This window comes from Embleya sp. NPDC025285 (genome assembly GCF_055558835.1).
This window is the reverse complement of sequence record NZ_JBVHLU010000022.1, coordinates 71893-96763: the sequence shown is the minus strand read 5'-3', so window position 1 is coordinate 96763 and position 24871 is coordinate 71893. Positions and strand designations below refer to the sequence as shown.

At 72.5% G+C, this 24871-nt stretch carries 25 protein-coding genes; 18 read left to right on the top strand and 7 right to left on the bottom strand.

Annotated elements, in window-relative coordinates; genetic code table 11:
• Positions 1–76 precede the first annotated feature (76 nt).
• Positions 77–1219 (top strand): D-alanine--D-alanine ligase family protein, encoded by a 1143-nt coding sequence (locus ACZ4FV_RS17355; RefSeq protein WP_395872602.1) that lies wholly within the window; start codon positions 77–79, stop codon positions 1217–1219.
• Between the two features lie 43 nt (positions 1220–1262).
• Here ACZ4FV_RS17355 and ACZ4FV_RS17350 read toward each other — a convergent pair whose 3' ends face one another.
• Together ACZ4FV_RS17350 and ACZ4FV_RS17345 are read right to left on the bottom strand one after the other, a co-directional pair.
• Positions 1263–1772 carry a DUF3515 domain-containing protein gene (locus ACZ4FV_RS17350; RefSeq protein ID WP_395872604.1) on the bottom strand — a complete coding sequence of 170 codons (510 nt, stop codon included), beginning with the start codon at positions 1770–1772 and terminating at the stop codon, positions 1263–1265.
• A 45-nt stretch (positions 1773–1817) separates the two neighbouring features.
• Positions 1818–2054, bottom strand: coding sequence for an Lrp/AsnC family transcriptional regulator (locus ACZ4FV_RS17345; RefSeq protein WP_395872755.1), 237 nt, complete (start codon positions 2052–2054; stop codon positions 1818–1820).
• A 175-nt stretch (positions 2055–2229) separates the two neighbouring features.
• On the opposite strand from ACZ4FV_RS17345, the gene ACZ4FV_RS17340 reads away from it, so the two are divergent.
• Together ACZ4FV_RS17340 and thiD are read left to right on the top strand one after the other, a co-directional pair.
• Positions 2230–3183, top strand: a complete 954-nt coding sequence (locus tag ACZ4FV_RS17340; protein ID WP_395872606.1) for a thiamine-phosphate kinase — start codon at positions 2230–2232, stop codon at positions 3181–3183.
• A 31-nt stretch (positions 3184–3214) separates the two neighbouring features.
• Positions 3215–4015, top strand: coding sequence for a bifunctional hydroxymethylpyrimidine kinase/phosphomethylpyrimidine kinase (gene thiD, locus ACZ4FV_RS17335; protein ID WP_395872608.1), 801 nt, complete (start codon positions 3215–3217; stop codon positions 4013–4015).
• 139 nt (positions 4016–4154) lie between these two features.
• Here thiD and rpmB read toward each other — a convergent pair whose 3' ends face one another.
• Positions 4155–4340, bottom strand: a complete 186-nt coding sequence (rpmB, locus tag ACZ4FV_RS17330; protein ID WP_079026714.1) for a 50S ribosomal protein L28 — start codon at positions 4338–4340, stop codon at positions 4155–4157.
• A gap of 243 nt (positions 4341–4583) precedes the next feature.
• Between rpmB and ACZ4FV_RS17325 the strand changes: the two genes are divergently transcribed.
• The 4 genes from ACZ4FV_RS17325 to ACZ4FV_RS17310 all read left to right on the top strand — a co-directional run bounded on the left by ACZ4FV_RS17325 (position 4584) and on the right by ACZ4FV_RS17310 (position 9780).
• Positions 4584–6248, top strand: a complete 1665-nt coding sequence (locus tag ACZ4FV_RS17325; RefSeq protein ID WP_402230868.1) for a DAK2 domain-containing protein — start codon at positions 4584–4586, stop codon at positions 6246–6248.
• A gap of 59 nt (positions 6249–6307) precedes the next feature.
• A complete protein-coding gene (recG, locus tag ACZ4FV_RS17320) occupies positions 6308–8569 on the top strand; it encodes an ATP-dependent DNA helicase RecG (protein ID WP_402230774.1) in 2262 nt (753 codons plus the stop codon).
• Positions 8570–8656: 87 nt separating this feature from the next.
• A complete protein-coding gene (locus tag ACZ4FV_RS17315) occupies positions 8657–9202 on the top strand; it encodes an RNA polymerase sigma factor (RefSeq protein WP_395872612.1) in 546 nt (181 codons plus the stop codon).
• On the top strand, positions 9199–9780 hold the full coding sequence (locus tag ACZ4FV_RS17310; RefSeq protein ID WP_395872614.1) for a hypothetical protein: 582 nt from the start codon (positions 9199–9201) through the stop codon (positions 9778–9780). The genes ACZ4FV_RS17315 and ACZ4FV_RS17310 overlap by 4 nt, the downstream gene beginning before the upstream one ends.
• 127 nt (positions 9781–9907) lie before the next feature.
• On the opposite strand, the gene ACZ4FV_RS17305 is transcribed toward ACZ4FV_RS17310, so the two are convergent.
• Entirely contained in the window at positions 9908–10279 is a 372-nt protein-coding gene (locus ACZ4FV_RS17305; RefSeq protein WP_395872616.1) for a hypothetical protein, read from the bottom strand.
• 275 nt (positions 10280–10554) lie between these two features.
• Between ACZ4FV_RS17305 and rsmD the strand changes: the two genes are divergently transcribed.
• From rsmD to ACZ4FV_RS17265, 8 genes are all read left to right on the top strand, one after another.
• Positions 10555–11124: a 16S rRNA (guanine(966)-N(2))-methyltransferase RsmD gene (gene rsmD / locus ACZ4FV_RS17300; protein ID WP_395872618.1), complete on the top strand. Its 570-nt coding sequence runs from the start codon at positions 10555–10557 to the stop codon at positions 11122–11124.
• 60 nt (positions 11125–11184) lie between these two features.
• On the top strand, positions 11185–11667 hold the full coding sequence (gene coaD / locus ACZ4FV_RS17295) for a pantetheine-phosphate adenylyltransferase (protein WP_395872620.1): 483 nt from the start codon (positions 11185–11187) through the stop codon (positions 11665–11667).
• Positions 11668–11775: 108 nt separating this feature from the next.
• Positions 11776–12714 carry a cell division initiation protein gene (locus ACZ4FV_RS17290; RefSeq protein ID WP_395872622.1) on the top strand — a complete coding sequence of 313 codons (939 nt, stop codon included), beginning with the start codon at positions 11776–11778 and terminating at the stop codon, positions 12712–12714.
• 319 nt (positions 12715–13033) lie between these two features.
• Complete coding sequence (locus ACZ4FV_RS17285) at positions 13034–13549, top strand: YceD family protein (RefSeq protein WP_395872624.1); 516 nt, start codon at positions 13034–13036, stop codon at positions 13547–13549.
• A gap of 2 nt (positions 13550–13551) precedes the next feature.
• On the top strand, positions 13552–13725 hold the full coding sequence (gene rpmF, locus ACZ4FV_RS17280; protein ID WP_026218805.1) for a 50S ribosomal protein L32: 174 nt from the start codon (positions 13552–13554) through the stop codon (positions 13723–13725).
• 8 nt (positions 13726–13733) lie between these two features.
• Positions 13734–14477 carry a ribonuclease III gene (gene rnc / locus ACZ4FV_RS17275; RefSeq protein ID WP_395872626.1) on the top strand — a complete coding sequence of 248 codons (744 nt, stop codon included), beginning with the start codon at positions 13734–13736 and terminating at the stop codon, positions 14475–14477.
• 198 nt (positions 14478–14675) lie between these two features.
• Entirely contained in the window at positions 14676–15554 is an 879-nt protein-coding gene (mutM, locus tag ACZ4FV_RS17270) for a bifunctional DNA-formamidopyrimidine glycosylase/DNA-(apurinic or apyrimidinic site) lyase (protein ID WP_395872628.1), read from the top strand.
• Positions 15555–15580: 26 nt separating this feature from the next.
• Complete coding sequence (locus ACZ4FV_RS17265) at positions 15581–16183, top strand: hypothetical protein (protein WP_395872630.1); 603 nt, start codon at positions 15581–15583, stop codon at positions 16181–16183.
• 64 nt (positions 16184–16247) lie between these two features.
• On the opposite strand, the gene ACZ4FV_RS17260 is transcribed toward ACZ4FV_RS17265, so the two are convergent.
• Complete coding sequence (locus ACZ4FV_RS17260) at positions 16248–17078, bottom strand: CAP domain-containing protein (protein WP_395872632.1); 831 nt, start codon at positions 17076–17078, stop codon at positions 16248–16250.
• A gap of 352 nt (positions 17079–17430) precedes the next feature.
• Between ACZ4FV_RS17260 and ACZ4FV_RS17255 the strand changes: the two genes are divergently transcribed.
• Both ACZ4FV_RS17255 and smc read left to right on the top strand, forming a co-directional pair.
• Positions 17431–17640, top strand: coding sequence for a hypothetical protein (locus ACZ4FV_RS17255; protein ID WP_395872634.1), 210 nt, complete (start codon positions 17431–17433; stop codon positions 17638–17640).
• Between the two features lie 349 nt (positions 17641–17989).
• The gene (gene smc / locus ACZ4FV_RS17250) at positions 17990–21646 is read left to right on the top strand and encodes a chromosome segregation protein SMC (RefSeq protein WP_465322859.1); all 3657 of its coding nucleotides are present in this window, start codon (positions 17990–17992) and stop codon (positions 21644–21646) included.
• Between the two features lie 66 nt (positions 21647–21712).
• Here smc and ACZ4FV_RS17245 read toward each other — a convergent pair whose 3' ends face one another.
• Positions 21713–22708, bottom strand: a complete 996-nt coding sequence (locus ACZ4FV_RS17245) for an LLM class flavin-dependent oxidoreductase (protein ID WP_395872638.1) — start codon at positions 22706–22708, stop codon at positions 21713–21715.
• 201 nt (positions 22709–22909) lie between these two features.
• Here ACZ4FV_RS17245 and ftsY point away from each other — a divergent pair, with 201 nt between their 5' ends.
• The gene (ftsY, locus tag ACZ4FV_RS17240) at positions 22910–24094 is read left to right on the top strand and encodes a signal recognition particle-docking protein FtsY (protein ID WP_465322858.1); all 1185 of its coding nucleotides are present in this window, start codon (positions 22910–22912) and stop codon (positions 24092–24094) included.
• Positions 24095–24167: 73 nt separating this feature from the next.
• Here ftsY and ACZ4FV_RS17235 read toward each other — a convergent pair whose 3' ends face one another.
• Complete coding sequence (locus tag ACZ4FV_RS17235) at positions 24168–24860, bottom strand: bifunctional DNA primase/polymerase (RefSeq protein ID WP_395872642.1); 693 nt, start codon at positions 24858–24860, stop codon at positions 24168–24170.
• Positions 24861–24871 lie beyond the last annotated feature (11 nt).

Below are 24871 nucleotides of genomic sequence, written 5' to 3'. Positions count from 1 at the left end.
ACGCCGGCGGCGCAACGCCGGGCGCCCGGCGGGCAATACCCCGTCCGAACGGCAAGCGGGATAGGGTCGTCCGACCATGAACGACGTTTCCGCCACCCCGCACCCCTCCTCGCGCCCCCGCGTCGCGGTCGTCTTCGGCGGCCGCAGCTCCGAACACGCGATCTCCTGCGTCACCGCCGGCAGCGTGCTGGCCGCGATCGACCGCTCCAAGTACGACGTGCTGCCGATCGGCATCGGCACCGACGGGCGCTGGCTGCTCGTCGACGACGACCCGGAACGGCTGGCGATCCGCGGCGACAGGTTGCCCTCGGTGGCCGACGTCGCGGAGTCCACCGCCGCCGTCGTACTCGCGGCCGACCCCACGGCACGCGAGATCACCGTGCTCGAACCCGGCGCGCTGCCCAAGCTGCTCGGCGAGGTCGACGTTATCTTCCCGCTCCTGCACGGCCCCTACGGCGAGGACGGCACGTTCCAGGGCTTTCTGGAACTGGCCCAGGTCCCCTACGTCGGGTCCGGCGTGTTCGCCAGCGCGGCGAGCATGGACAAGGAGTACATGAAGGCCCTGTTCGCCGGCTTCGGCCTGCCCTCCGGCCCGTACGCCACGGTCCGCCCCCGGGAATGGGAGCGCGATCCGGCCGCGGTGCGCGAGGCGGTGTCCTCGCTGGGCTTCCCGGTGTTCGTCAAGCCGGCCCGCGCGGGCTCCAGCATGGGCATCACCAAGGTGCACCGGATCCAGGACCTGGACGCGGCGATCGAGGAAGCCCGTCGGCACGATCCCAAGGTGATTGTCGAGGGCATGCTGACGGGCCGTGAGATCGAGTGCGGCGTCCTGGAGTTCGAGGACGGGCCGCGGGCGAGCCTGCCCGCGGAGGTCCGGGTCGGCGGCGACCACGAGTTCTACGACTTCGCCGCGAAGTACCTGCCGGACAACGGCACCGAACTGGACGTGCCCGCGGTGCTGACCAAGGAGCAGACCGCCGAGGTGCAGCGACTCGCGGTGGCCGCCTTCGAGGCGCTGTCCTGCGAGGGCCTGGCCCGGGTGGACTTCTTCCTGCTGGAGAACGGCCACTTCGTGATCAACGAGGTCAACACCATGCCGGGCTTCACACCGGTGTCGATGTACCCGAGCATGTGGCAGGCGACCGGCGTGGGCTACGCGGAGCTGGTCGACCGGCTGATCCAGGCCGCGCTGCGGCGGCCCAACGCGCTGCTGCGCTAGAACCCGTACGCACACCAGGGGCGGTCGACCTCCCGGCCGCCCCTCACGCGTTGCTCAGGTCCAGGGTGGCCGGCACCGTGCGGGCGACCGCGTCGGCGACGTCGACGAGCGGTGCGGCCGGCTCGGCGAACTTCTTCGGGACGGTCATCTCGACGTTGGCCCGCCGATAGACCGTGGTGAACCGCACCCCGTCGGCGTACCTCGCGAAGGCCCAGGTCACGCCGTTGACCTCGACCGAGTCGACCGGCTCGGAACCGGCCTTGGCCGGATCGACCACGCGCAGCGACGCGGGCAGGCCCACGCCGCAGCGCAACACGATGGCCGGATCGCCCCACGCGGCGGTCAGGGTGGACTCGGGAGAGATCTTCCGCGCCCCGGCGTCCATCACCTTCGCCGGAAGCGCGTCGTGCAGCGCTCGGCACGCGTCGGCCGCGGCCCCCGGCGGCGGGGTCGGCACGGCGACCTGCACCGGACCCGATCCGTCGCCGCCGCACCCCGCGGCCGTCAGCATGATGACCGGGAGCAGGCAGGCGATGAGTCGAGTAGGGCGCACGGCCTCGATCCTAGGTCGCGCCCGCGCCGGGTCGTTCGCGGGTGCTCACCCCAGGTTGACCACCGGACACGTCAGGGTGCGGGTGATGCCGTCGATGCGCTGCACCTCGGCGACCACCATGCGGCCCAACTGGTCGACGTCGGCGGCCTCGGCCCGCACGATCACGTCGTAGGGGCCCGTGACGTCGTCCGCCCGGGTCACCCCCGACAGCTCGGCGATGCGTCGGGCCACCGAAGCCGAACGGCCGACCTCGGTCTGGATCAGGATGTATGCCTGTACCACCACGGCCTCCCGGCGCGCAGGATGATGGGATCTTGACGTGATCCCCGCTGCTGCGACCATTGTCGGCCCGGCGGGGCATCGGCGACCACAGCGGGAGCCGACGGATCACGGCCGAACACGGTGGACACGGTGAACGAGGCGGATCAGGGCTGATGGGCATGGCAGGAGAGCGGCGATGAGCGGGACGCTTGGCGATCTCGGCGAGTTCGGCCTGATCGGGGCACTGGTCGCCCGCGTGCCCACGGGGCCGCACGTGTCCCTGGGACCGGGCGACGACGCCGCCGTGGTCGCCGCCGCCGACGGGCGCGTGGTGGCCACCATGGACCTGCTCGTCGAGGGTCGGCACTTTCGGCGGGACTGGTCCACCGCGTACGACGTGGGCCGCAAGGCCGCCGCGCAGAACCTGGCCGACGTCGCGGCGATGGGCGCGGTGCCCACGGCGCTGCTGATCGGCCTGTGCGGACCGCCGGACCTGCCCACCGGGTGGGCGCTGGAGCTGTACGACGGCCTGCGCGACGAGTGCGCGGTGGTCGGCGCGGGCGTGGCGGGCGGCGACGTGGTCGGCGGCGAGACCGTCACCGTCGCGGTGACCGCGCTGGGCGACCTCCAGGGCCGTGCTCCCGTGGTCCGCTCCGGCGCCCGGCCCGGCGACGTGCTCGCGGTCGCGGGCTGGCTGGGCTGGTCGGCCGCCGGGCTGGCGATACTGGGCCACGGGCACCGAGCGCCGCGCGCGTTCGTGGAGGCGCACCGCCGACCCGAGCCGCCCTACGACGCCGGCCCCGGCGCGGCGATACTCGGCGCGACCTCGATGATCGACGTCAGCGACGGCCTGCTCGCCGACATGGGCCACCTCTCGCGCGCCTCCGACGTGCGGATCGACATCCTCTCCGGCCGGCTGGACGTGCCCGCGCAGATGCGCGACGTGGCCCGCGCGCTGGGCGCCGACCCGCTGCACTGGGTGCTCACCGGCGGCGAGGACCACGCCCTGGTCGCCACCTTCCCGGCGGGCACCGCGCTGCCCGCGCGCTGGCGGGTGATCGGGCGGGTGCACGCCGGCCGCGGCGTCACCGTCGACGGCCGGGACCCGGGCCTGGCGGGCGGATGGGACCACTTCGGGCGTGGCCGATAGGCGCGCCCGCGGCGTGGATAGGCTGCCCGACATGGTGCAGACTCCTCCACGCGTGCTGACGGTGGCCGGCTCCGACTCCGGCGGTGGTGCCGGGATCCAGGCCGACCTCAAGACGATGCTGGCCCACGGCGTGCACGGGATGAGTGTGATCGCGGCGGTGACCGCGCAGAACTCGCTCGGCGTGCAGGGCTACTGGGAACTGCCGGAGGAGGCCGTCCGGGCGCAGTTCCGCAGCGTCGTGGACGACATCGGGGTCCAGGCGATCAAGACCGGCATGCTCGCGTCGCCGAACCTGGTGGCGGTGGTCGCGGCCCTGCTCGCCGAGGTGTCCGTGCCGGTGGTGGTCGACCCGGTGGCCTCTTCCAAGCACGGCGACACCCTGCTCGCGAACGAGGCGCTGGAGACGCTGCGCACCCGCCTGCTGCCGGTCGCCACGGTGGTCACGCCCAACCTGTACGAGGTCGAGCTGCTGACCGGCCACAAGGTGCGCGAACGGGCCGACATGCGCGGCGCGGCCGAGGCGGTGCTGGCGTTCGGTCCGCGCTGGGCCCTGGTCAAGGGCGGACACCTGGAGGGCGAGGCCGCCGACCTGCTCTTCGACGGCACCCACGAGCACTGGTTCACCAGCCCGCGCTACGACAACCGGCACACCCACGGCACCGGGTGCACGCTGGCGAGCGCGATCGCCTCGCGCCTGGCCGTCGGCGACACCGTGCCGGACGCGGTCGCCGCCGCCAAGGACTACGTCACCGGCGCGATCCGGGCGGGCTTCCCGCTGGGCGAGGGGATCGGGCCGGTCGACCACGCGTGGCGCCGGCGCGAGGAATTCTGAGCGGCGCACGAACACCGACACGAACGGGTCCGCGTCGACGGCGCGGACCCGTTCGTGTTCCGCCAAGCCGTCCCGGACAAGCCGAAGGGCCGATCCACCCTGGGGTGAACCGGCCCTTCGATGTCGAGCGATCGAGCAACTAGCGGGAAACCTTGCCCGCCTTGATGCAAGAGGTGCAGACATTGAGGCGCTTCGGCGTGGCACCAACCATCGCGCGCACCGTCTGGATGTTGGGGTTCCAGCGACGGGGCGTCCGGCGGTGAGAGTGCGAAATGCTGTTGCCGAAGCCCGGCCCCTTGCCGCAGACGTCGCAGTTGGCAGCCACGGGAACACTCCAAAGACGAATGGGAATTGCGTACGAACACGTGCCGGCGAATGCCGGACAACCGCAGAAGAGTAACCGACGAACCAGGCGATGCGCGAACCCGGGATGATCCGGGCATAGGCGATCAGCCGATCTCGTCATGCTTCCCGCCAAGCCTAACCCATCCGGGTGGGCCGCTTTACCGCTCCCCGTCTCGATAACGTGGCCGGCGGACGGGACGCGCACAACGGATTCGTACAGGAGGTGGGCGTGCAGGGCCTGCTGGGAGAGCTGGACGGTCCGGCGGTACGCCGCTGGGGCCGCGTCGCCCTGGAGCTGATGGGGCGAGCGCGCGAGGAGATCGACGCCCTCAACGTGTATCCCGTGCCCGACGGCGACACCGGCACGAACCTGTTCCTGACCCTGGAATCGGGGATCGCCGAGGTCGACGCGCTGTTCGGCCGCGACCTGCCCGAGCCCGACCTGCCGACCGCGTTCCGGGCACTGGCGCACGGCGCGTTGATGGGCGCGCGCGGCAATTCCGGGGTGATCCTCAGCCAACTCCTGCGCGGCATGGCCGAGCGACTGGAGGCCGAACAGGCCGGCGCGGTCGAGACCGGCCGCGAGGTGCCCGCCGGGCTGGCCATCGCGCACGCGCTGCGCACCGCCGCCGACGCCGCGTACGCCGCGGTGGCCCGGCCGGTCGAGGGGACCATGCTCACCGTGGCCCGGGCCGCCGCCGAAGCCGCGGCGGGCGCGGGCGGTGAGATCCGACCGGTGGTGCGCGCCGCCGCCACCGCCGCGCACGGCGCGCTCGCCCGTACGCCCGAGCAACTGGAGGTGCTGCGCCGGGCGGGTGTGGTGGACGCGGGCGGGCGCGGCCTGACCGTGCTCCTGGACGCGCTGCTCGCGGTGGTCACCGGCGAGCGCTCGGCGTACCGGATCCACCCGCACCAGGCGCAGATCCCGGTCCCGGTCCCGTTCGCCACGCCGGTCGGGTCGAACGAGGCGACCCAGGGGCCCGGGTTCGAGGTGATCTACCTGCTCGACGCGCCCGACGCCGCGCTGCCGGAGCTGCGCGAACGGCTCGCCGCGCTCGGCGACTCGCTCGTGGTGGTCGGCGGCGAGGGCCTGTGGAACGTGCACGTGCACGTGGACGACGCGGGCGCGGCGGTCGAGGCGGGCATCGCCGCCGGCCGGCCGCACCGGATCCGGATCACCCACCTCGAGCGCGGCCTGGCCGGCCTCTCGGCGCCCGAGCCCAGCCCCACGCGCGGGATCGTCGCCGTCGCCCAGGGCGACGGCCTGGCCACCCTGTTCGCGGACAACGGCGCGCACGTCGTGCAGGCCGGACCGGGCCGGCGGCCGTCCACCGGCGTGCTCGTCGACGCGATCCTGCGGACCGAGGCGCGCGAGGTGGTGCTGCTGCCCAACGACGCGGACTGCCACGCGGTGGCCGGGGTGGCCGCCCAACAGGCACAGGCGCACGGCGTCCGGGTGCAGGTGATCCCGACCAAGGCCGCCGTCCAGGGCCTGGCCGCGCTGGCCGTGCACGAGCCCGGCCGGCGCTTCGACCAGGACATCGTCGGGATGACCTCGGCGGCGGGCGCCACCCGCTACGGCGCGCTCACGGTCGCCGTCCGCGAGTCGTGGACGATGGCCGGCGTGTGCCAGGCGGGGGACGTGCTCGGCGTGATCGAGGGCGACATCGCGGTGATCGGCCACGACCAGCGCGAGACCGGCACCGTGGTGGTGGACCGCATGCTCGCGGGCGGCGGTGAGCTGGTCACCCTGGTCACCGGCAGCGCCTGCCCGCCGGGCCTGGCCGCCTCGATCGAGCGACACCTGCGGGCCACCCGACTCGGGGTGGACGTGATGGTCTACGAGGGCGGCCAGGAGGTGTACCCGCTGCTCATCGGGGTCGAGTAGCGATCGGTCCGGCGGTTGGAACGGCCCGATGACACCCTCGACCAGTACCGTTGGGCGGCATGTCGCGCCTTGACGAACCGCTGAAGAAACTCGTCGGCGACCGCACGGCGACGGTGCTGGCCAAGTCCCTCAAGCTGGACACCGTCGGAGATCTGCTGCGCCACTACCCCCGGCGTTACGCGGAGCGCGGGCGCCTGACCGACCTCTCCCGCCTGGAGCCCGAGGAACACGTCACCGTGATGGCGGAGATCGCCAAGGTGAACAAGCGCCAGTTCCGCAATCGGCGCGGCAACCTCCTGGAGGTCGAGGTCACCGACGGGCGCGGCAAGCTCACCCTGATCTTCTTCAACCAGGCATGGCGCGAGGAGGAGCTGCGCCCGGGTCGGCGCGGCCTGTTCGCGGGCAAGGTCGGGCGGTTCAACAACGTGATCCAGCTCAGCCAGCCCGACTACCAGCTGATCGGCGAGGACGATCAGGACGGTGTGGCGAACCTGTTCGCGGGCGCGCTGATCCCGGTCTATCCGGCCGCCGCCAACATGCCGTCCTGGAAGATCGCGCAGTGCGTCGGCATGGCGCTGGACACACTCGGCGAGGTCGGCGACCCGCTGCCCGCCGAGATGCGCGAGCGGCGCGGCATGCCGGGACTGGCCGAGGCGCTCGGGCACGTGCACCGGCCGAACTCCTGGGACGAGGTGAACTCGGCCAAGGACCGCCTCAAGTGGGATGAGGCGTTCGTCCTCCAGATCGCCCTGGCCCGCCGCCGCCGGGACGCCAGGGCCCAGTCCGCGGTGGCCCGCCCGCGCCGCGCGAACGGCATCCTGGACGCCTTCGACGCCCGCCTCCCCTTCGAACTCACCGACGGCCAGAAGGAGGTCTGCGCCGAGATCGAGACCGACCTGGCCACCGAACACCCGATGCACCGCCTCCTCCAGGGCGAGGTCGGCGCCGGCAAGACCCTGGTCGCGCTGCGGGGCATGTTGACCGTGGTGGACGCGGGCGGGCAGACCGCGTTGTTGGCGCCCACCGAGGTGCTCGCGCAGCAGCACTATCGCTCGATCGTGGAGATGCTCGGGCCGCTGGCCGAGGGTGCCGGGATGCTCGGCGGGTCGGAGATCGGCACCAAGGTCACCCTGCTCACCGGTTCGATGGGGGTGCCCGCGCGCCGCGCCGCGCTCCTGGACCTGGTCACCGGCGAGGCCGGGATCGCGATCGGCACGCACGCGCTGATCGAGGACAAGGTGGAGTTCCACGACCTGGGCCTGGTCGTGGTCGACGAGCAGCACCGCTTCGGTGTCGAACAGCGCGACGCGCTGCGCGGCAAGGGCAAGCGCCCGCCGCACCTGCTGGTGATGACCGCGACGCCGATTCCGCGCACGGTGGCGATGACCGTCTTCGGCGACCTGGAGACCTCGATCCTGGCCCAGCTCCCGTCCGGCCGATCGCCGATCGCCACGCACGTGGTCCCGGCCAAGGAGAAGCCGCACTTCCTGGACCGCGCCTGGCAGCGGGTGCGCGAGGAGGTGGAGAACGGCCACCAGGCGTATGTGGTGTGCCCGCGCATCGGCGACGAGGAGGACGACCCGAAGGCCAAGAAGAAGGCGAAGTCGAAGGCGAAGGCCGCCGCGCGGGACGAGGACCTGCCCGCCGAGGCCTACCTGGACGACCCCGAGGACATCGGCGCGGACGCCGCGGGCGGCGAGGAGCGGCGCCCGCCGCTGGCCGTGCTGGACGTCGCCGAGTCGCTGCGCGCCGGTCCGCTGGCCGGCCTGCGGATCGAGGTGCTGCACGGCCGGATGGCGCCGGACGACAAGGACGCCGTGATGCGCCGCTTCACCGCCGGCGAACTGGACGTGCTGGTGGCGACCACGGTGATCGAGGTCGGCGTCAACGTGCCCAACGCGACCGCGATGGTGATCATGGACGCCGACCGGTTCGGCGTCTCGCAACTGCACCAGCTGCGCGGCCGGGTCGGCCGGGGCAGCGCCCCCGGACTGACCCTGCTGGTCAGCGAGATGCCCGGCGGCACCTCCGCGCGCGAACGCCTGGACGCGGTGGCGGCCACCCTGGACGGCTTCGAACTCTCCCGGATCGACCTCGAGCAACGCCGCGAGGGCGATGTGCTCGGCGACGCGCAGTCCGGCTCGCGCTCCTCGTTGCGGATGCTGGAGGTGGTGCGGGACGAGGAACTGATCGTGGCCGCCCGCGAGGAGGCGAGCTCGATCGTGGCGAACGACCCGGATCTGATCGAGCACCACGACCTGCGCAGCGCGCTCGCCAGCATCCTGGACGACGAGCGCGCGGAATACCTCGACAAGGGCTGACCGCCCTCCCTCCGCTCCGACGCGCCCCCACCGGTCACCCGTTCGGAGCACGCGGAACACCCCGTCGGTTGGCTACCAATGGGGGCCATGGACGCACGCACGGGGGACGAGGGTTTCGACGCGCTCTTCTGCGGGTTGCTCCCTCGGTTGTATCGGCGGGCCGTGCTGCTCGCCGGCGAGGGCAGCGCCGAGGACGCGGTGCACGAGACGTACCTCAAACTGGCCCGCAGACCCGACCGCCTGCTCGGCCATCCCGAGCCCTACGCCTATGCCTTCCGGGCACTGGTGAGTGTCACCCGCGACATATGGCGCGTGCGCAGCCGCCAGGTCCTGCTGCCCGAACCGCCCGAGCCGGGGGAGCGGGCCCGGTCCGCCGCCGACCCGATCGCCCGGCGCGAGGCCGAGTGGGAGGCCGTGCGGATGCTCGGCTCGCTGCCCGCCAAGCAGGCCGCGGCGGTGCTCCTGGTCGACCTGGACGGATACACGATCGATCAGGCCGCCGAGATCCTCGGCGTGCACCGGGGGACGGTGTCCCGCTCGCGCGAGCGTGCCCTGACCCGGCTGCGCGCCGGCCTCGGCGGCCCCTCCGGCCGGTTCCGCCGCCGGGATCGACACGAAGGAGTCACCCGGTGAACCCCTCGCCTCCCGACCTCGACGACCCGGACGACGCGGTCCACGAACTGCGCACCCGGCTGCGCGACGCGGAGGCCGCCTGTGTCGAACCGCCCGGCCTCGCGGTCCGAGTGCTGCGCCGGCCGGCCCCGCGGTCGAGATGGCGCGGCACCTTCGCGATCGCGCTCGCCGCCGTGCTCGTCCCGGCCGTGGTCGGGCTCGGCGCCTTTCTGGTCGGTCGGCACGACGCGAGCGACGCGCCCGCCCCCAGGCCGCCCGCGGCGCGCGCGGCGAGTGTGCAGAGCGAGGTCCACAACTCCGAGGTGCCGTGCCGGGCGCTGCGCACGCTCGAGTGTTCGATGGGCGTGTTCAAGGAGCCGAAGTTGTCCTCGCGCACGGCCGACCTCGCGGATCGGGTGTGGCACGGCGACCGACTGCTCCTGGTCTGCCTGCTCACGGACGGCCCGCGGGTCACCGACGAGACCGGCGTCGCCTCCCGGCACTGGTACCGGGTGGTGGTGCTGGGCACCAACGCCGAGGGCTGGCTGCCCGGCGTGCGCACCCGCAACGAGACCGAGGTACCGGACTGCGCGCGCTGACCGGAGAGCGCGACCGGGACTCCGGGGGACGGGGCAGTGCGATCGGCGCCGCCGCGTCGGCGCGGACACGTGGTCGGGGGACGGGACGATCTCCGTCCCCCGACCACGTGGGCTCATCGCATACCGGTCAGCAGTGGTACATGCCCGGCATCGGGTCCTGCGGCGTGAAGACGCGCTGCGCGGGCAGGAAGCCGTGCCCGCCGTCGTCGCCGTCGGTGTAGTACCAGATGTCGTTGCCGCCCGAGTGCGGGTCACCGGAGGTCCAGCAACTGAAGTAGCTGTAGGTGGTGTTCAGCCGGCTGACCACGGGTGCCCGGAAGTACGGCTCCGAGCGCAGGTCGCTCGCGCCGTTGGCGCAGTGCAGGGTGCCGTTGCTGTCGACGTAGCAGTTCGCGGCGGGGGTGTGCGGCGCGGCGGTCTCGGCGACCGCCGGGGCCATGCCGGTCGCGGCCAGCGCGGCGCCGGCGACGACCGTGGCGAGGAAGGTGCGGAGCTTCATCGGATCTCCCGGGTCGGGTGGGAATCGGGTGGGAATCGGGTGGGGTCGGTGCCTGGACGGCGATCGGTGTCGCCGGTGCACGACGGTGGCGCCCCCGCCGTGCACACCCCTCATACGATCCAGTGGCTCCGCGTGTATGACACGTCGCACAAAGTGCACGGGCCCGGATTTCGTCCACCGCGACCAGTCGATAGCGTGGGCGCCATGCAGGACACGTACGCGCAGGCCGACCCGCCGGGCACCGGCGAGCCCCACCAGTACCCGCGAGGGCACGCATGACCCGGGTGATCGCCGGGGCGGCGGGCGGTCGACGACTGAGCACACCGCCGGGCGAGGGCACCCGGCCGACCTCGGACCGGGCCCGTGAGGGACTGTTCTCCACCCTCCAGTCGCTGCGCGGCAACCTGCACGGCGCGCGGGTGCTCGACCTGTTCGCGGGCTCCGGCGCGGTCGGCCTGGAGGCGCTGTCCCGGGGCGCGGCGCGGGTGCTCCTGGTCGAGTCCGACCCCCGCGCGGCGGGCACGATCCGGGCGAACATCCGGCTCGTCGCGCTGCCCGGCGCGGAACTGCGCCCGGCCCGCGCGGAGAAGACCGCCGCCGTGCCCTGCCCGGACGAGCCGTACGACGTGGTCTTCCTCGATCCGCCGTACGCGGTCACCGACGAGGACGTGCGCGCGCTGCTCGGCGCGCTGGCCGAGCACGGCTGGCTGGCCGAGGAGGCGCTGATCGTGGTCGAACGTGCCACGCGCGGGGGGCCATTCGCGTGGCCCGCCGAATTCGCCGAGATCAGATCCCGTCGCTACGGCGAGGGAACGCTCTGGTACGGTCGCGCCGCGCAAGCCTGACCAGGCGGGCGGGCCATCGGGTCCGGACCCGTCGGCACCCGATTTCGAGGGGAACCTCCGTTGCGTCGAGTCGTCTGCCCCGGTTCGTTCGACCCGGTCACCAACGGTCATCTGGACATCATCGGACGGGCCTCGAGCCTGTACGACGAGGTCTACGTGGCGATCGGCTTCAATCGCGCCAAGCGCTCCGGCCTGTTCACCATCGAGGAGCGCATCGAGATGCTCCACGAGGTGGTCGATCAGTACAAGAACGTCAAGGTCGAGGCGTTCGAGGGGTTGCTGGTCAACTTCTGTCAGGAGCGCGGGATCCCGGCGATCATCAAGGGTCTGCGCGCGGTCACCGACTTCGACTACGAGTTGCAGATGGCGCAGATGAACTACGGTCTTACCGAGGTGGAGACGTTGTTCGTGGCGACGAACCCCCTCTACAGCTTTCTGTCGTCGAGTCTCATCAAAGAGGTCGCGACGTACGGAGGCGACGTGTCCGGCCTGGTGCCGGAGACGGTGCTACGTCGGCTCACCGAGCGGCTCGCGCAGGGCTGACGCGGCACGTGCCTCGTCGCCGGGCCGACCGCCCGCGGCGAGTCGGTCCGTCACGCGATGCCGGCGAACACGACGGCTACCGTCGGTTTGAGGAGAGAGAGCAAGCCCGTGGACGTGCAGCCCAAGCTCGATGAACTGATCGCACTGGTGGAGAACGCCCGCTCGATGCCGATGTCGGCGTCGTGCGTGGTCAACCGTGCGGACGTGGTGGCCCGGCTCGAGGAACTCAAGAACCTGCTGCCCGAGGAGTTCGACCACGCGCGCCGGGTGCTCGGCGACCGCGAGTCGGTGATCGAGGAGGGCCGCCGCGAGGCCGAGCGGGTGTTGGCCACCGCCCGGGAGGAGCGCGGCTCGCTGATCGCGGACACCGAGGTGGCCCGCGAGGCGTACGGCGAGGCCGACCGGATCCTGTCCGAGGCCCGGCGCGAGGCCCAGCGCATCCGCGAGGAGGCCGACGACTACGTCGACCAGAAGCTGGCCAACTTCGAGGTCGTGCTGACCAAGACGCTCGGCGCGATCGGTCGCGGCCGGGACAAGATGCGCGGTCGCCGCCCGTCCGACGAACTCGGCGAGTACATGCAGGCGCAGGAGTTGGCCGACGCGCAGGCCAAGGGCCGGCCGGGCAGCCTCCAGGCGCAGCTCGACGGGCACGAGGAGACGTTCGCCGCTCAGCCCGCTCAGCCCGCTCAGCCCGCTCAGCCCGACTACCCGCCCGCGCCGCCCGCCGCGCCGACCGTGCCCGCGCAGGCCGGCCCCTACGGTGGTCAGCACGGCTACGGCCAGGACGCCTATGGGCAGCCCGCCTACGCGCAGGGCACCGGACCGGACACCGGATACGCCGGCGGTTACGAGGGCCAGTACGACATGCCGCAGTACGACCAGCACGGGCAGCAGCAGCCGTACGCCGCGCAGCACGACCCGGCGAGCACGGGGCAGCAGCAGGCCTACGACCCGCAGGCCCAGTACGCGCAGTCGCTGGACGAGACCAGCTTCTTCGACACGAGTCTGATCGACGTCCGCCAGTTCCAGCAGGACGGCGGGCGCTAGGCCCAGTCCGGCGACGGGCACCGCCGTTCGCGGCGCCCGCTCGCGGCGTCCGGTCGGTCCGGGCGTCGCGGGAATCGCCGCTTGATCGTCCCGCTCGAATGGCCCCGTTTGGGGCCTGGCGCGCGGGCTGCGATACTCTTACGGACCGACCCTGCCCGAGGCGTGTTTTTCGCGTGCCCCGAGGGTCGGCACCCTGACCATTCGAGCCCCCCGTCATCCCGGGGGGTGGCACTGCATGAGGTAGGACGTCCTGGACCGCTTGGATCACCGCAAACCACTCGTCGTCGACACACGCGAGCTGGGGCGTCGGCCTGGATCCATGCTGAAGGTGTCCCGCTCCGTGCCGGCCCCGAAGGACATGGGTGTGGCAGATGTGATCGGCGCGCCCGAAGGTGCCCCCATCCAGCTGGGTGTCCGGCTGGAAGCGGTCATGGAGGGTGTGCTGGTCACCGGCGTCGCGCAGGTGCCGCTGACCGGTGAGTGCGTCCGGTGCCTGGAACCGCTCGAGCGTGAGCTCACGGTGCGTTTCCAGGAGCTGTACGTCTACCCGGACGCGGAAGCCGACGAGGACGCCTTCCGGCTCACGGACGACTTGTTCGACCTGGAGCCGGTGCTGCGGGACGCGACGGTGCTCGCACTGCCGCTCTCGCCGCTGTGCCGGGAGGACTGCCCGGGCCTGTGCTCCGAATGCGGAGCGCTGCTCGCGGAGGACCCCGACCACAGTCACGAGCTCGCCGACCCCCGGTGGGCGAAGTTGACCAACATCTTCGACGGACCTTCCGCCGAAGCCGACGTTGACGGCGCGTCCAGCGCCGACGAGAACCAGGAGAAGTAGCCGTGGCTGTTCCGAAGCGGAAGATGTCGCGCAGCAACACCCGGCACCGCCGGAGCCAGTGGAAGGCCACTGCCGCCAACCTGGTGACCTGCGAGCGTTGCCGTGAGCCGAAGCTGTCGCACATCGCGTGCCCGAGCTGCGGCACCTACAACCGCCGCCAGGTCCTCGACGTCTGATCAGGCCGGTGGTCGTTCCGGTGACGGAATCACTCGCGCAATACGCGGATCTGGAAGGGCGGCTGGGCTGGTCGCTCGACGCCGCCCTTCTGGAACGCGCCCTCACCCATCGCTCGTACGCGTACGAGCACGGCGGGCTCCCGACCAACGAGCGCCTGGAATTCCTGGGCGACTCGGTACTCGGCCTCGTCGTCACCGACACGCTGTACCGCAGGCACCCCGACCTGCCCGAGGGCCAGCTCGCGAAGTTGCGGGCCGCGGTCGTCAACTCGCGCGCCCTCGCGGGCGTCAGTCGACGACTGGACCTGGGCGCCTTCATCCGGCTCGGCCGAGGTGAAGTGGGCACGGGTGGGCGAGACAAGTCCTCGATCCTCGCGGACACGCTCGAAGCCATCCTCGGTGCGGTGTACCTGGACCAGGGTCTCGACGCGGCGACCGAGCTGATCCACCGGTTGTTCGATCCACTGATCGAGCAGTCGGCGAATCTCGGCGCGGGCCTGGACTGGAAGACCAGCCTCCAGGAGCAGACCGCCGCGGCGGGCATCGGAGTCCCCGAGTACGTGGTCTCCGAGACCGGTCCCGACCACGAGAAGACCTTCACCGCACTGGCCCGGGTCGCGGGTGTCGACTACGGCACCGGTGTCGGGCGGAGCAAGAAGGAGGCGGAGCAGCAGGCCGCCGAAAGCGCTTGGCACTCGATCCGCGCCAAGTACGGAGACGGTTCCGGCACGCCGCCGGCCGCCACCGCGTAGTCTCCGAGCCAATGCCTGCCGATAGGTAAGTTCGAACCGGTCGCCGACCTCACGGTCGCCCGGCACGATCTCACCTACCGGCAGGCATTTTCGCATTCTCGGATCCGGCCCGGGCCGGCGTCCGTGTCGTGTCCCGTGCGTTCGTGTTCTCTCCAGTCGTGTCGTCTCCGGTTGTGCCGTCCCCAGGGGGAGTGCAAGGTGCCCGAACTGCCCGAGGTCGAGGTCGTCCGTCGCGGACTGGAGAAGTGGGTGGTGGGTCGCACCATCGCACACGTCGAGGTCACCCACGAGCGCGCCGTCCGGCGCCACCTGGCGGGCCTGGTGGACTTCGCCGACGCGCTCGCCGGTGCCCGGGTGCACGCCGCCCGCCGACGCGGGAAGTACCTGTGGCTGCCGCTGGTGGCGCCCGGTGCCGAGGCGCCCGAGGACGCGCTGCTCGCACACCTGGGGATGAGCGGCCAACTCCTGGTCCAGCCGCCCGAGGCACCCCGGGAGAAGCACCTGCACGTGCGGTTCGCCTTCACCGACGGCGGGCTCGAGTTGCGCTTCGTCGACCAGCGCACCTTCGGCGGGCTCGCGGTCGAGCGCGGCGGCGCCGAACTGCCGCCCTCGATGGCGCACATCGCCCGCGACCCGCTGGATCCGCTGTTCGACGACGCGCTCTTCCACGCGGCGCTGCGCCGGCGCAACACCGAGGTCAAACGCGCACTCCTGGACCAGACCCTGGTCAGCGGGATCGGCAACATCTACGCCGACGAGGCGTTGTGGCGCTCCCGGCTGCACGGTGCCCGGCAGACCGGGAAACTCACCCTCGCGCAGACCACGCTGCTGCTCACGTCCGCGCGGGACGTGATGACCGACGCGTTGGCGGCGGGTGGTACCTCGTTCGACAGCCTGTACGTCAACGTGAACGGCGAGAGCGGCTACTTCTCGCGCGGCCTGGACGCCTACGGCCGCGAGGGCGAGCCGTGCAACCGGTGCGCGACGCCGATCCGGCGGATCTCGTTCATGAATCGCAGCAGTTACTTCTGTCCGACCTGTCAGCGGACGCCACGCAAGGCGACGGTCGGGGCGTAGGCACCGGAACCCAGGGAGCGCGTGTCATGGGATTCAACGGGGACATCGTCGTCGTGCGTGGGGCGCGGCCGTTGTCCGAGTTCGCGCCGCACGTGGACACGGCGGCGCACCCGGCCCGGACGATGTGGGAGTCGTCGGACGGCTGGACCGCGACCCACGTGCGGCACGAGGACGACCCGTACGCCTTCGAGCGGCCGTGGTTGGAGGCGTTGGCGGCCAAGGCGGACTCGCCGGTGTTGGTGTGCTGGGTCTTCGAGACGCACGTCGCGCACGTCCAGGGGATGAGCGAGGCGGGCGCGTGGGAGGCGTGGCTGAATCCGGGGGAGGCGGCGGCGCATCTGGCGATGGGCCGACTCGAGGTGGAGGCGGCCCGGGCCGGCGCGGAGGTCTTCGACGACGACGGCGAGTTGCGTCGGCCCGAGCGCTATGCCCGACTGCGCGACGAGGTGGGCGAGGTGCTGGACCGGGCCCGCCCGAAGGTGGTCGCGGCGGCGGTGCGCTGGGCGCGGGCGGCGGGTCGGGCGGCCGGCGAACAGGCGGTCGACCTCGTGCTCGCCCGCAACCAGGGCGAATCCGGGTTGTACGTGTTCGGCCTGCTCGCGGACCGGCTCGGGGTGGGGCCGCGCTGAGGCGCTCGGCCGGCTCGGCTCGCGCCGAGGCCCGGCCCGGGTCCGCCCGGGCCGGGCCGTCGGGTCAGCGGCCGAACTCCTGGGTCCACCAGGGGCCGTTGGCGCCTTCCTTGATGCCGACCCCGAGCTTGGTCAGGCCGCAGTCGAGGATGTTGCGGCGGTGGCCGGGACTGTTCATCCAGGCGCGCATCACGGCGTCGGCGGTCTTTTGGCCGCGCGCTATGTTCTCCGCGCCCAGGTAGCTCACGCCGGCCTTCTCGGCGCGGTCCCACGGGGTGAGCCCCTCGGGTGTGTTGTGGTCGAAGTAGTCGCGGGCGGCCATGTCGGCGCTGTGCGCACGGGCCAGCGCGACCAGCTTGGCGTCGTTCTTGACCGGACCGCAGCCCGCGCTCGCCCGCTCCTCGTTGACCGCCGCGAGCACCTTGTCCTCGGGGCCGCTGGATGGGGTCGGGGTGCTCGTGCTCGGGGTGGGGGCGGGCTTGCTCGGCGAGGCGGTCGCGCTCGGGGTGCCGGCCGCGCTCGTGGTCGGTGCGCTCGGCACCGCGCTCGCGGAGGGCGTGGGGTCGGCGCTCGCGCCGGGCAGCGCGGTGCGGCCGGTGGTCGCCGCGCCCGGGAGCAGGCTTCGGGACGCTCCGTCGCCGGTGCGGTCGGCTCCGGCGGCGCCCGACGGGCCGGACCCGTCGGCGCCGTGCCCGGGCAACGGCTTGTCGGCACCGGCGACCCGGTTGCCGGAGGACTCGCCGGCCCGATCCGAGACGACCAGGCCGGCCACCGTCCCGCCGAGCGCGAGAAGGGCCAACAGGGCGAGCAGGGGGGCGACGCGTCGACGTCGGGCCCTCGCGCGTCGTCGACGCGGGCGGGCCGGGGTCGAGGAGGTGCGGCTGTGCCGGGCCATGGAGGGTTGAGTCACCTTCCGGCAGGGGATATCAGTTCACCCGAACGGGTGTCGTGCCGGAGTGACTCTAGGGCACGGCCGTCCGGAGTTGGCGGACAACCGGAATCTTCTTGACGGTGGAGGTCGAAAGATGATCTCGTACACCCAGCACGACAGCCGTCACCCCAGTCCGCGGTCGAACCGCGTTTGATCGGGTGAAGGTCTCGTTATCGTGCCGTTATGATATTGACCTCCTGCGTTTTTGGTGCGACGCTGGAAGCCCGCGCACCCTATCAGGAGCCTTGCGGCCGGGTGCCACATTTAGACCCGCGAATCTGCGTGGTCATTCATTTTCAGCGTGGAGGACCCTCTCATGGCGAAGGCGCTTCTCGGTTACGTCGGTGGCCCCGATCCCCGACTGCTCGCCGAGAATCGACGGCTCCAGCAGCGTGTTCGTGACCTGGAAACGGAACTCGTCCGTGCCCAGGAGCGTAACGACGCGCTCAACGCCGCCGCTTCGGACGAGCTGCTTGCCGGCTTCGACGTATCCGCGGCGGCGGAACCCGCGCTTTCGCGAGCGTAGGTCCGCGCAAGCGATAACCAGGGACGCCTTCCGGCGTCCCTTTGTCGTTTCCGGAGGTGTTCTCGAACCGCAGTGTGCCCCGAACCACCCGGTCCGAGAAGCCGGTTGTGTCTGCGAACCCGATGTCTGAGCGACTCGCTCTCCCGGGGTCCCGCGCGACCCCTGTGGCACGCACCACCATCCGCGCGCCCGGTACCTCGGTCTTCCCCCTGTGCCCGTCCCCGCCATGCCCCCTTGCGCCCACCCACTCGCTTCCAGCGGTTGATACCCCCATCCGGGGTACCCGACACGCCGTGGAAGGGACCGACCGGACGAATCGCCCGAGTGCCCCCGACTACTCTTTCGTCGCGTGCACCTGAAGAGTCTGACACTGCGTGGCTTCAAGTCCTTCGCGTCTGCGACGACGCTGCGCTTCGAGCCGGGGATCACGTGCGTCGTCGGGCCCAACGGCTCCGGCAAGTCGAACGTGGTCGACGCGTTGTCGTGGGTGATGGGCGAGCAGGGCGCCAAGACGTTGCGCGGCGGCAAGATGGAGGACGTCATCTTCGCCGGCACCGCCGGTCGACCGCCGCTCGGGCGCGCCGAGGTGAGCCTGACCATCGACAACGCGGACGGCGCGCTGCCCATCGACTACTCCGAAGTCACCATCACCCGACGGATGTTCCGCAACGGCGGATCCGAGTACGAGATCAACGGCAGCACCTGTCGCCTCCTGGACATCCAGGAACTGCTCTCCGACTCCGGTATCGGCCGGGAGATGCACGTGATCGTCGGCCAGGGGCGGCTCGACTCGGTGCTCCAGGCCGACCCGACCGGCCGACGGGCGTTCATCGAGGAGGCCGCGGGCGTACTCAAGCACCGTAAGCGCAAGGAGAAGGCGCTGCGGAAGCTGGACGCGATGCAGGCCAACCTGAACCGGGTGCAGGACCTGACCAACGAACTGCGCAGGCAGCTCAAGCCGCTCGGACGGCAGGCCCAGGTGGCCCGGCGGGCGGCGGCGATCCAGGCCGATCTGCGGGACGCGCGGCTGCGGCTGCTCGCCGACGACCTCGTGGGGCTCAAGCGAGCGCTGGCCGAGGAGGTCGCGGACGAGGCCGCGTTGCGCGAGCGGCGGACCGCGGTGGAGCGCGAACTCGGGGCGGTCCAGGTACGCGAGGCGCACCTGGAGACCGAGATGCGGTCGATGGCGCCGCGGCTGGCCCGGGCCCAGGAGACCTGGTACGCGCTGTCCGCACAGGCCGAACGCGTGCGCGGGACGGCCGGGCTGGCGCGGCAGCGGGTCAAGCACGCGACCTCGGCGCCCGCCGACGAGCGGCGCGGGCGCGACCCGGAGGAGATGGAGCGCGAGGCGGAGCGGATCCGCGGGCAGGAGGCGGAACTCGCCGCCGCGCTCGAGTCCGCGCAGGTCGAGCTGGCCGAGACGGTGGAGCAGCGCGGCGAGTTGGAGCGCGCCCTGGTCGAGGAGGAGCGCCGGCTCAAGGAGGTCGCCCGGGCGCTGGCGGACCGCCGCGAGGGGTTGGCCCGGCTGGTCGGCCGGGTCGGCGCCGCGCGCAGCCGGGTGGCCGCGGCGGAGGCCGAGATCGGTCGGCTGGTCGGCGCCCGGGACGAGGCACACGAGCGCGCGGCGGCCGCGCAGGAGGAGTACGAGCTGCTCCGGCTCGGGGTCGAGGGCGCTCCGCAGGACGGCGGCGGGTCCGCACTCGCCGTGATCGAGGCCCGGTTGGGCACGGCCGAGGAGGCGCTGGCCGAGGCCGAGGAGACGTTGACGGCCACCCGCGACGCGGAGAAGGAGGCCGAGCGGGAGCGCTCGGCGGTCACCGCGCGCAAGGAGGCGCTGGAGTTGGGGCTTCGGCGCAAGGACGGTACGGGCGCGCTGCTCGCGGCGGGGGACCGGTTGTCCGGCGTGCTGGGCACGGTGGCCGCGTTGGTCACCGTCGAGCACGGCGCCGAGCAGGCGGTCGCGGCGGCGCTGGGCGCGGCCTCGGACGCGATCGCGGTGACCGGTGTGCAGCCGGCCGTGGAGGCGTTGCGGCTGCTGCGCAAGGACGACGCGGGCCGGGCCGCTCTGCTGCTCGGCGGGGTCGCGGAGGCGGGGTCGGCGGCCGGGGGTCCGGCGCGGTGGCCTGCGCTGCCGGCGGGCGCGGTGTACGCGGCGCGTCTGGTGTCCGTACCGGAGCAGTTGCGCGGAGCGGTGGCCGGGCTGCTCGATCGGGTCGCGGTCGTCGAGGACCTCGCCGCCGCCGCGGACCTGGTGCGGGCGCTGCCCGGGGTGCGGGCGGTCACCCGGGCGGGTGATCTGGTCGGCGAGGGCTTCGCGCACGGCGGGTCGGCGAGCGCGCCGAGCCTGCTGGAGGTGCAGGCGGCGGTGGACGAGGCGGCCGAGCGGCTGGCCGAGCTGACCGGGCGGTGCGCGCGGCTGGGCGACGCGCTGGCGGATGCGGTGGCGACCCGGCGCGAGGCGGCTGCCGCGGTCGAGCGGATCACGGCACAACGACGCGAGGCGGAGCACAAGGCCGCCGCGGCGGCGCAGCAGTTGGGCCGGCTCGGCGGCCAGGCCCGGGCGGCGGCCGGCGAGGCGGAGCGGCTGGCGGGCGCGGTGGCCGAGGCCGAGGCGGCGCGGGCCCAGGAGGAGTTCAAGGTCGAGGAACTGTCGGCGCGGCTGGAGGCGGCCGAGGAGTACAACGCGGCCGAGGGCGACGAGGAGCCGGACACCGCCGAGCGGGACCGGCTCGCGGGCGGTGCGAGTGCCGCGCGGCAGGCCGAGATGGAGGCCCGGCTCGCGGTGCGCACGCACGAGGAGCGGGTGCGTTCGCTGGCCGGCCGGGCCGACGCGCTGGATCGGGGCGCGCGGGCCGAGCGCGAGGCGCGGGCGAGCGCCGCCCGGCGGCGGGAGCGGATGGCGGTGGAGGCGCGGGTCGCGGGCGCGGTGCTCGCGGGCACGGACGTACTGCTGCGCCACGTCGACGCCTCGTTGGCGCGCGCGGGGGCGGAGCGCGACGCGGCGGAGGGCGCCCGGGCCGCGCACGAGGCGGAGCTGGCCCGCGAGCGCGGCAGGTCCCGCGCCTTCGCCGCCGAGTTGGAGAAGCTGACCGACTCGGTGCACCGGGACGAGATGCTGCGCGCGGAGAAGCGGCTGCGGGTCGAGCAGTTGGAGGCCAGGTCGCTGGAGGAGCACGGGATCGAGGCCGAGGGCCTGTTGGCCGAGTACGGCCCGGACCAACTTGTGCCGCCGTCGCCGCCGGCCGAGGGCGAGGAGCGCGACCCGGACTCGCCCGAGGCGCTGCCGCGGCCCTACGTCCGGGCCGAGCAGGAGAAGCGGCTGCGCGCGGCGGAGAAGGCGCATGTGCAACTGGGCAAGGTGAACCCGCTCGCGTTGGAGGAGTTCGCCGCCCTGGAGGAGCGACACAACTTCCTGACCGAGCAGTTGGAGGATCTGAAGAACACCCGCCGCGACCTGATGACGGTGGTCAAGGAGGTGGACGAGCGGGTCGAACAGGTCTTCACGGCGGCGTACCACGACACGGCGCGCGAGTTCGTGGGCGTGTTCGCCCGGCTGTTCCCCGGCGGCGAGGGCCGGCTGATCCTGACCGATCCGGACGACATGCTGAGCACCGGCATCGAGGTGGAGGCCCGGCCGCCGGGCAAGAAGGTCAAGCGGCTGTCGCTGCTCTCCGGCGGTGAGCGCTCGCTGACCGCGGTGGCCCTGCTGGTGGCGATCTTCAAGGCCCGGCCCAGTCCGTTCTACGTGATGGACGAGGTCGAGGCGGCGCTGGACGACATGAACCTCCAGCGGCTGATCGGGATCTTCGCGGAGCTGCGGGAGAGTTCGCAGCTCATCGTGATCACCCACCAGAAGCGCACGATGGAGGTCGCGGACGCGCTGTACGGCGTCTCGATGCGTGGCGACGGGGTGACCACGGTGATCAGCCAGCGGCTGCGGCAGGAGGACCGGCGGGTCGCGTCCGAGCACGCGGAGCCGATGAGCGGGGTCGCCGCGAGCGGGTGAACACGAACGGCGGCCACACCCCGGTCGAGTCGAGGGTGTGACCGCCGCCGTGTGCGGGGCGCCGGGCTACTCGGCCGGCACGTTGCGCGGCATCACCTTGTCGTTGAACAGTTGCAGGCTGGCCCAGCCCGCGTCGATCGGCAGGCCGCCGACCAGCGGGTGCAGGATCAGCGCGTCGGTCAGGCCGCCGGCCTGGCCGATCTCGACGCACTCGTCGGGGGTGAGGCAGCAGTAGATGCCCTCCTCGCGCAGTGCGGCGACCGTGGTGGCCGAGGACTCGACCACCGACGCTATGTCGGGGGTCTGCCAGCCGGCGTACGTGGTGGCCTCGTGCAGGAAGTACTCGCCGTACTCCGCCCATGCCTTGTCCGGATCCTCGGTGCAGAAGATCATCCGGGTCTTGACCGGGGGCAGGATCGCGAAGCCGCCCTCGAAGCCCTCCTCGGCGGCGAGCTCGTAGTAGTACTGCTCGAGCTCCGGGATCGGCGCCGCGGCGTAGAACGGCAGGCGCAGTCGCACCGCGCGGCGTACGGACGCCTTGGCGGTGCCGCCGACCATGACCATCGGGTGCGGGTCGGTGAACGGCTTCGGGGTGACCCGGACGGTGGTGCCGCGGTACTCGAACGGCTCTCCGGTCCACGCCTTGAGCAGCGTCTCCAGCACCTCGTCCTGGATCTTCCCGCGCCGCTTCCAGTCCTTGCCCAGCGCCGCGTACTCCTCGGGCCGGTAGCCCAGGCCGGCGACCAGGGAGAGTCGGCCGCCGCTGATGTTGTCCAGGACCGCGATGTCCTCGGCCAGCCGGATCGGGTCGTACAGCGGGGCGAGCAGTGCGCAGACGATCACGCCGATCCGCTCGGTGGCGCCGAAGATCGCGCCCGCGGTGCTCAGCGGGGAGGGGCTCCACGCGTTGTCCGCGCCGTGGTGCTCCTCGAGGCTGATCATGTCGAACCCGTTCTTGTCCGCGAAGGCCGCCATCTCGACGGTGGCCCGATAACGCGCGGACATCTCCTGCCGGTCGAGACCGGGGAGGACCTGGTTGAACCGCAGATTCGTGACAGCCATGGAGCGTGAACACCTTCCGGGTCGAGCCGAAGCCGTCTCGGACACGTGTCATCTGCCGGACGGTGCTTGGCTCTGGCAAGCTATCTGACGCAGTGTCAGGATTCAACGGTCTTCCGGTCACGGCCGGGCGGCCGGACGCGGACCCGCCGGGAGCGGCCGGTCGCGGTTCGGCGCCGGGTGGTCTGGGAGACTGGAGGTCCTATGGAGACTGTGATCCTGATCGTCGTCATTGCCCTCGTCGTCCTCGGCGCCGCCGGCTGGTTCGTGGTCGGCTCGCGCCGCAAGGGCGCGCCGCCGGCGCCGCCGCGCACACCGGTCGAGCCGGGTGTCGGCGACGAGGCCGCCCCGCCCGTCGAAGCGCCCCGGCGCACCGTCGACACGGTCGATCTGCCGGAGACGTCGATCGTCGTGCCGGCCGAGCCGGAACTCGTTCCGCTGGAGGTGCCCGAGCCGACGGCCGGGCGGCTGGTCCGGCTGCGCGCCCGGTTGGCCCGCTCGCAGAGCACGCTCGGCAAGGGCCTGTTGGCGCTGCTCGCGCGCGAGCACCTGGACGAGGACACCTGGGAGGAGATCGAGGACACCCTGCTGACCGCCGACGTCGGCGTGGCGCCCACGCAGGAACTGGTCGAGCGCCTGCGTACCCGGGTCAAGGTGCTGGGCACCCGTACGCCCGCGGAGCTGCGCGCGCTGCTGCACGAGGAACTGCTCACGCTGCTCGGCCCCGACCTGGACCGCACCCTCAAGACGGCCCGGCACACCGGCGGCGAGGGGGGCGACCGTCCGGCCGTGGTGCTCGTGGTCGGCGTCAACGGCACCGGCAAGACCACTACGACCGGCAAGCTCGCACGGGTCCTGGTCGCGGACGGCCGCAGCGTGGTGCTCGGCGCCGCGGACACCTTCCGTGCGGCCGCCGCCGACCAGTTGCAGACGTGGGGCGAGCGGGTGGGCGCCCACACGGTGCGCGGGCCGGAGGCGGGCGACCCGGCCAGTGTCGCGTTCGACGCGGTCAAGGAGGGCATCGCCGAGGGCGTGGACACGGTGCTCGTGGACACCGCCGGCCGCCTGCACACCAAGACCGGCCTGATGGACGAGCTGGGCAAGGTCAAGCGGGTGGTGGAGAAGCACGGTCCGGTCGACGAGGTGCTGCTCGTCCTGGACGCCACCACCGGTCAGAACGGTCTGGTCCAGGCCCGGGTGTTCGCCGAGGTGGTGGACATCACCGGCATCGTGCTGACCAAGCTGGACGGCACCGCCAAGGGCGGCATCGTGGTCTCGGTGCAGCGCGAGTTGGGTGTGCCGGTCAAGCTGATCGGCCTGGGCGAGGGGCCCGACGACCTGGCGCCGTTCGAGCCGTCCGCGTTCGTGGACGCGTTGATCGGCGACTGAGCGGGTTCGAGCTGCGACGCCGGGCGGGCCGACACGGCCCGTCCGGCGTTTTCGGGTCCGGACCCGGGTGGCGTCAGGACGCCAGCCACAGTCCTCGGCCGGTCGACGACGCGTCCTTGCGGTGGCACGCGTAGGCCAGCGTACCGAGCAGCAGACGGGCCTCCGGGAGCGCCGGGTCGCCGCTCTCGGGCGGGCGGATCCACTCCACCGGGCCGAGCATGCCCATCGGCGACGGCGGCGCGAACACGTAGTCGCCCTCACCGTGGCAGCGCAGGTCCAGGACGGCGTCGTCCCAACCCATCTGGTAGAGCAGGTGGGGTAGTTCGGCCGCCGCGCCGGGGGCGACCAGGAACGCGACCCGCCCGGTCGGCGTGGCCAGCACCGGGCCCAGCGGCGTGCCCATGCGCTCCAGCCGGACCAGCGCCCGGGTGCCCGCCTGGCGGGGCACGCTGATCGCGTCGAAGACCCGGCCGGTGGGGACCACGACCGTGCTGTCCGGCCACTGCGACCACAGGTAGCGCACCGCGGCCGGCGACGCGGTGGCCCGCTCCGACCAGCGCGGGTCCGCCGGGTGCATGCCGGGCGCGGCACACGTGACGCGGCCGCACGAACAGTGGGTGCCGCGTCCGTCGCGTACCAGGTGCGCACCCTGGGCCACCGGCCAGCCGCGTTCCTCCGCGAACTCGGCCACCGCCTGCCACAGTGCGGCCCGCGTACGCCGGCGCGATCCGAGCATGATGTCCATGTCCTCCCCAACGGCACTCATTACGTTTGGTT

Coding starts and splice junctions, on each gene's coding strand:
- ACZ4FV_RS17255 (WP_395872634.1), top strand. CDS start 17,431: ATGGCGAAGGCGCTTCTCGGTTACGTCGGTGGCCCCGATCCCCGACTG.
- ACZ4FV_RS17315 (WP_395872612.1), top strand. CDS start 8,657: ATGGACGCACGCACGGGGGACGAGGGTTTCGACGCGCTCTTCTGCGGG.
- recG (WP_402230774.1), top strand. CDS start 6,308: ATGTCGCGCCTTGACGAACCGCTGAAGAAACTCGTCGGCGACCGCACG.
- ACZ4FV_RS17340 (WP_395872606.1), top strand. CDS start 2,230: ATGAGCGGGACGCTTGGCGATCTCGGCGAGTTCGGCCTGATCGGGGCA.
- ACZ4FV_RS17305 (WP_395872616.1), bottom strand. CDS start 10,279: ATGAAGCTCCGCACCTTCCTCGCCACGGTCGTCGCCGGCGCCGCGCTG.
- ACZ4FV_RS17285 (WP_395872624.1), top strand. CDS start 13,034: ATGCTGAAGGTGTCCCGCTCCGTGCCGGCCCCGAAGGACATGGGTGTG.
- thiD (WP_395872608.1), top strand. CDS start 3,215: ATGGTGCAGACTCCTCCACGCGTGCTGACGGTGGCCGGCTCCGACTCC.
- rsmD (WP_395872618.1), top strand. CDS start 10,555: ATGACCCGGGTGATCGCCGGGGCGGCGGGCGGTCGACGACTGAGCACA.
- ACZ4FV_RS17260 (WP_395872632.1), bottom strand. CDS start 17,078: ATGGCCCGGCACAGCCGCACCTCCTCGACCCCGGCCCGCCCGCGTCGA.
- ACZ4FV_RS17265 (WP_395872630.1), top strand. CDS start 15,581: ATGGGATTCAACGGGGACATCGTCGTCGTGCGTGGGGCGCGGCCGTTG.
- ACZ4FV_RS17245 (WP_395872638.1), bottom strand. CDS start 22,708: ATGGCTGTCACGAATCTGCGGTTCAACCAGGTCCTCCCCGGTCTCGAC.
- ACZ4FV_RS17355 (WP_395872602.1), top strand. CDS start 77: ATGAACGACGTTTCCGCCACCCCGCACCCCTCCTCGCGCCCCCGCGTC.
- ACZ4FV_RS17235 (WP_395872642.1), bottom strand. CDS start 24,860: ATGAGTGCCGTTGGGGAGGACATGGACATCATGCTCGGATCGCGCCGG.
- ftsY (WP_465322858.1), top strand. CDS start 22,910: ATGGAGACTGTGATCCTGATCGTCGTCATTGCCCTCGTCGTCCTCGGC.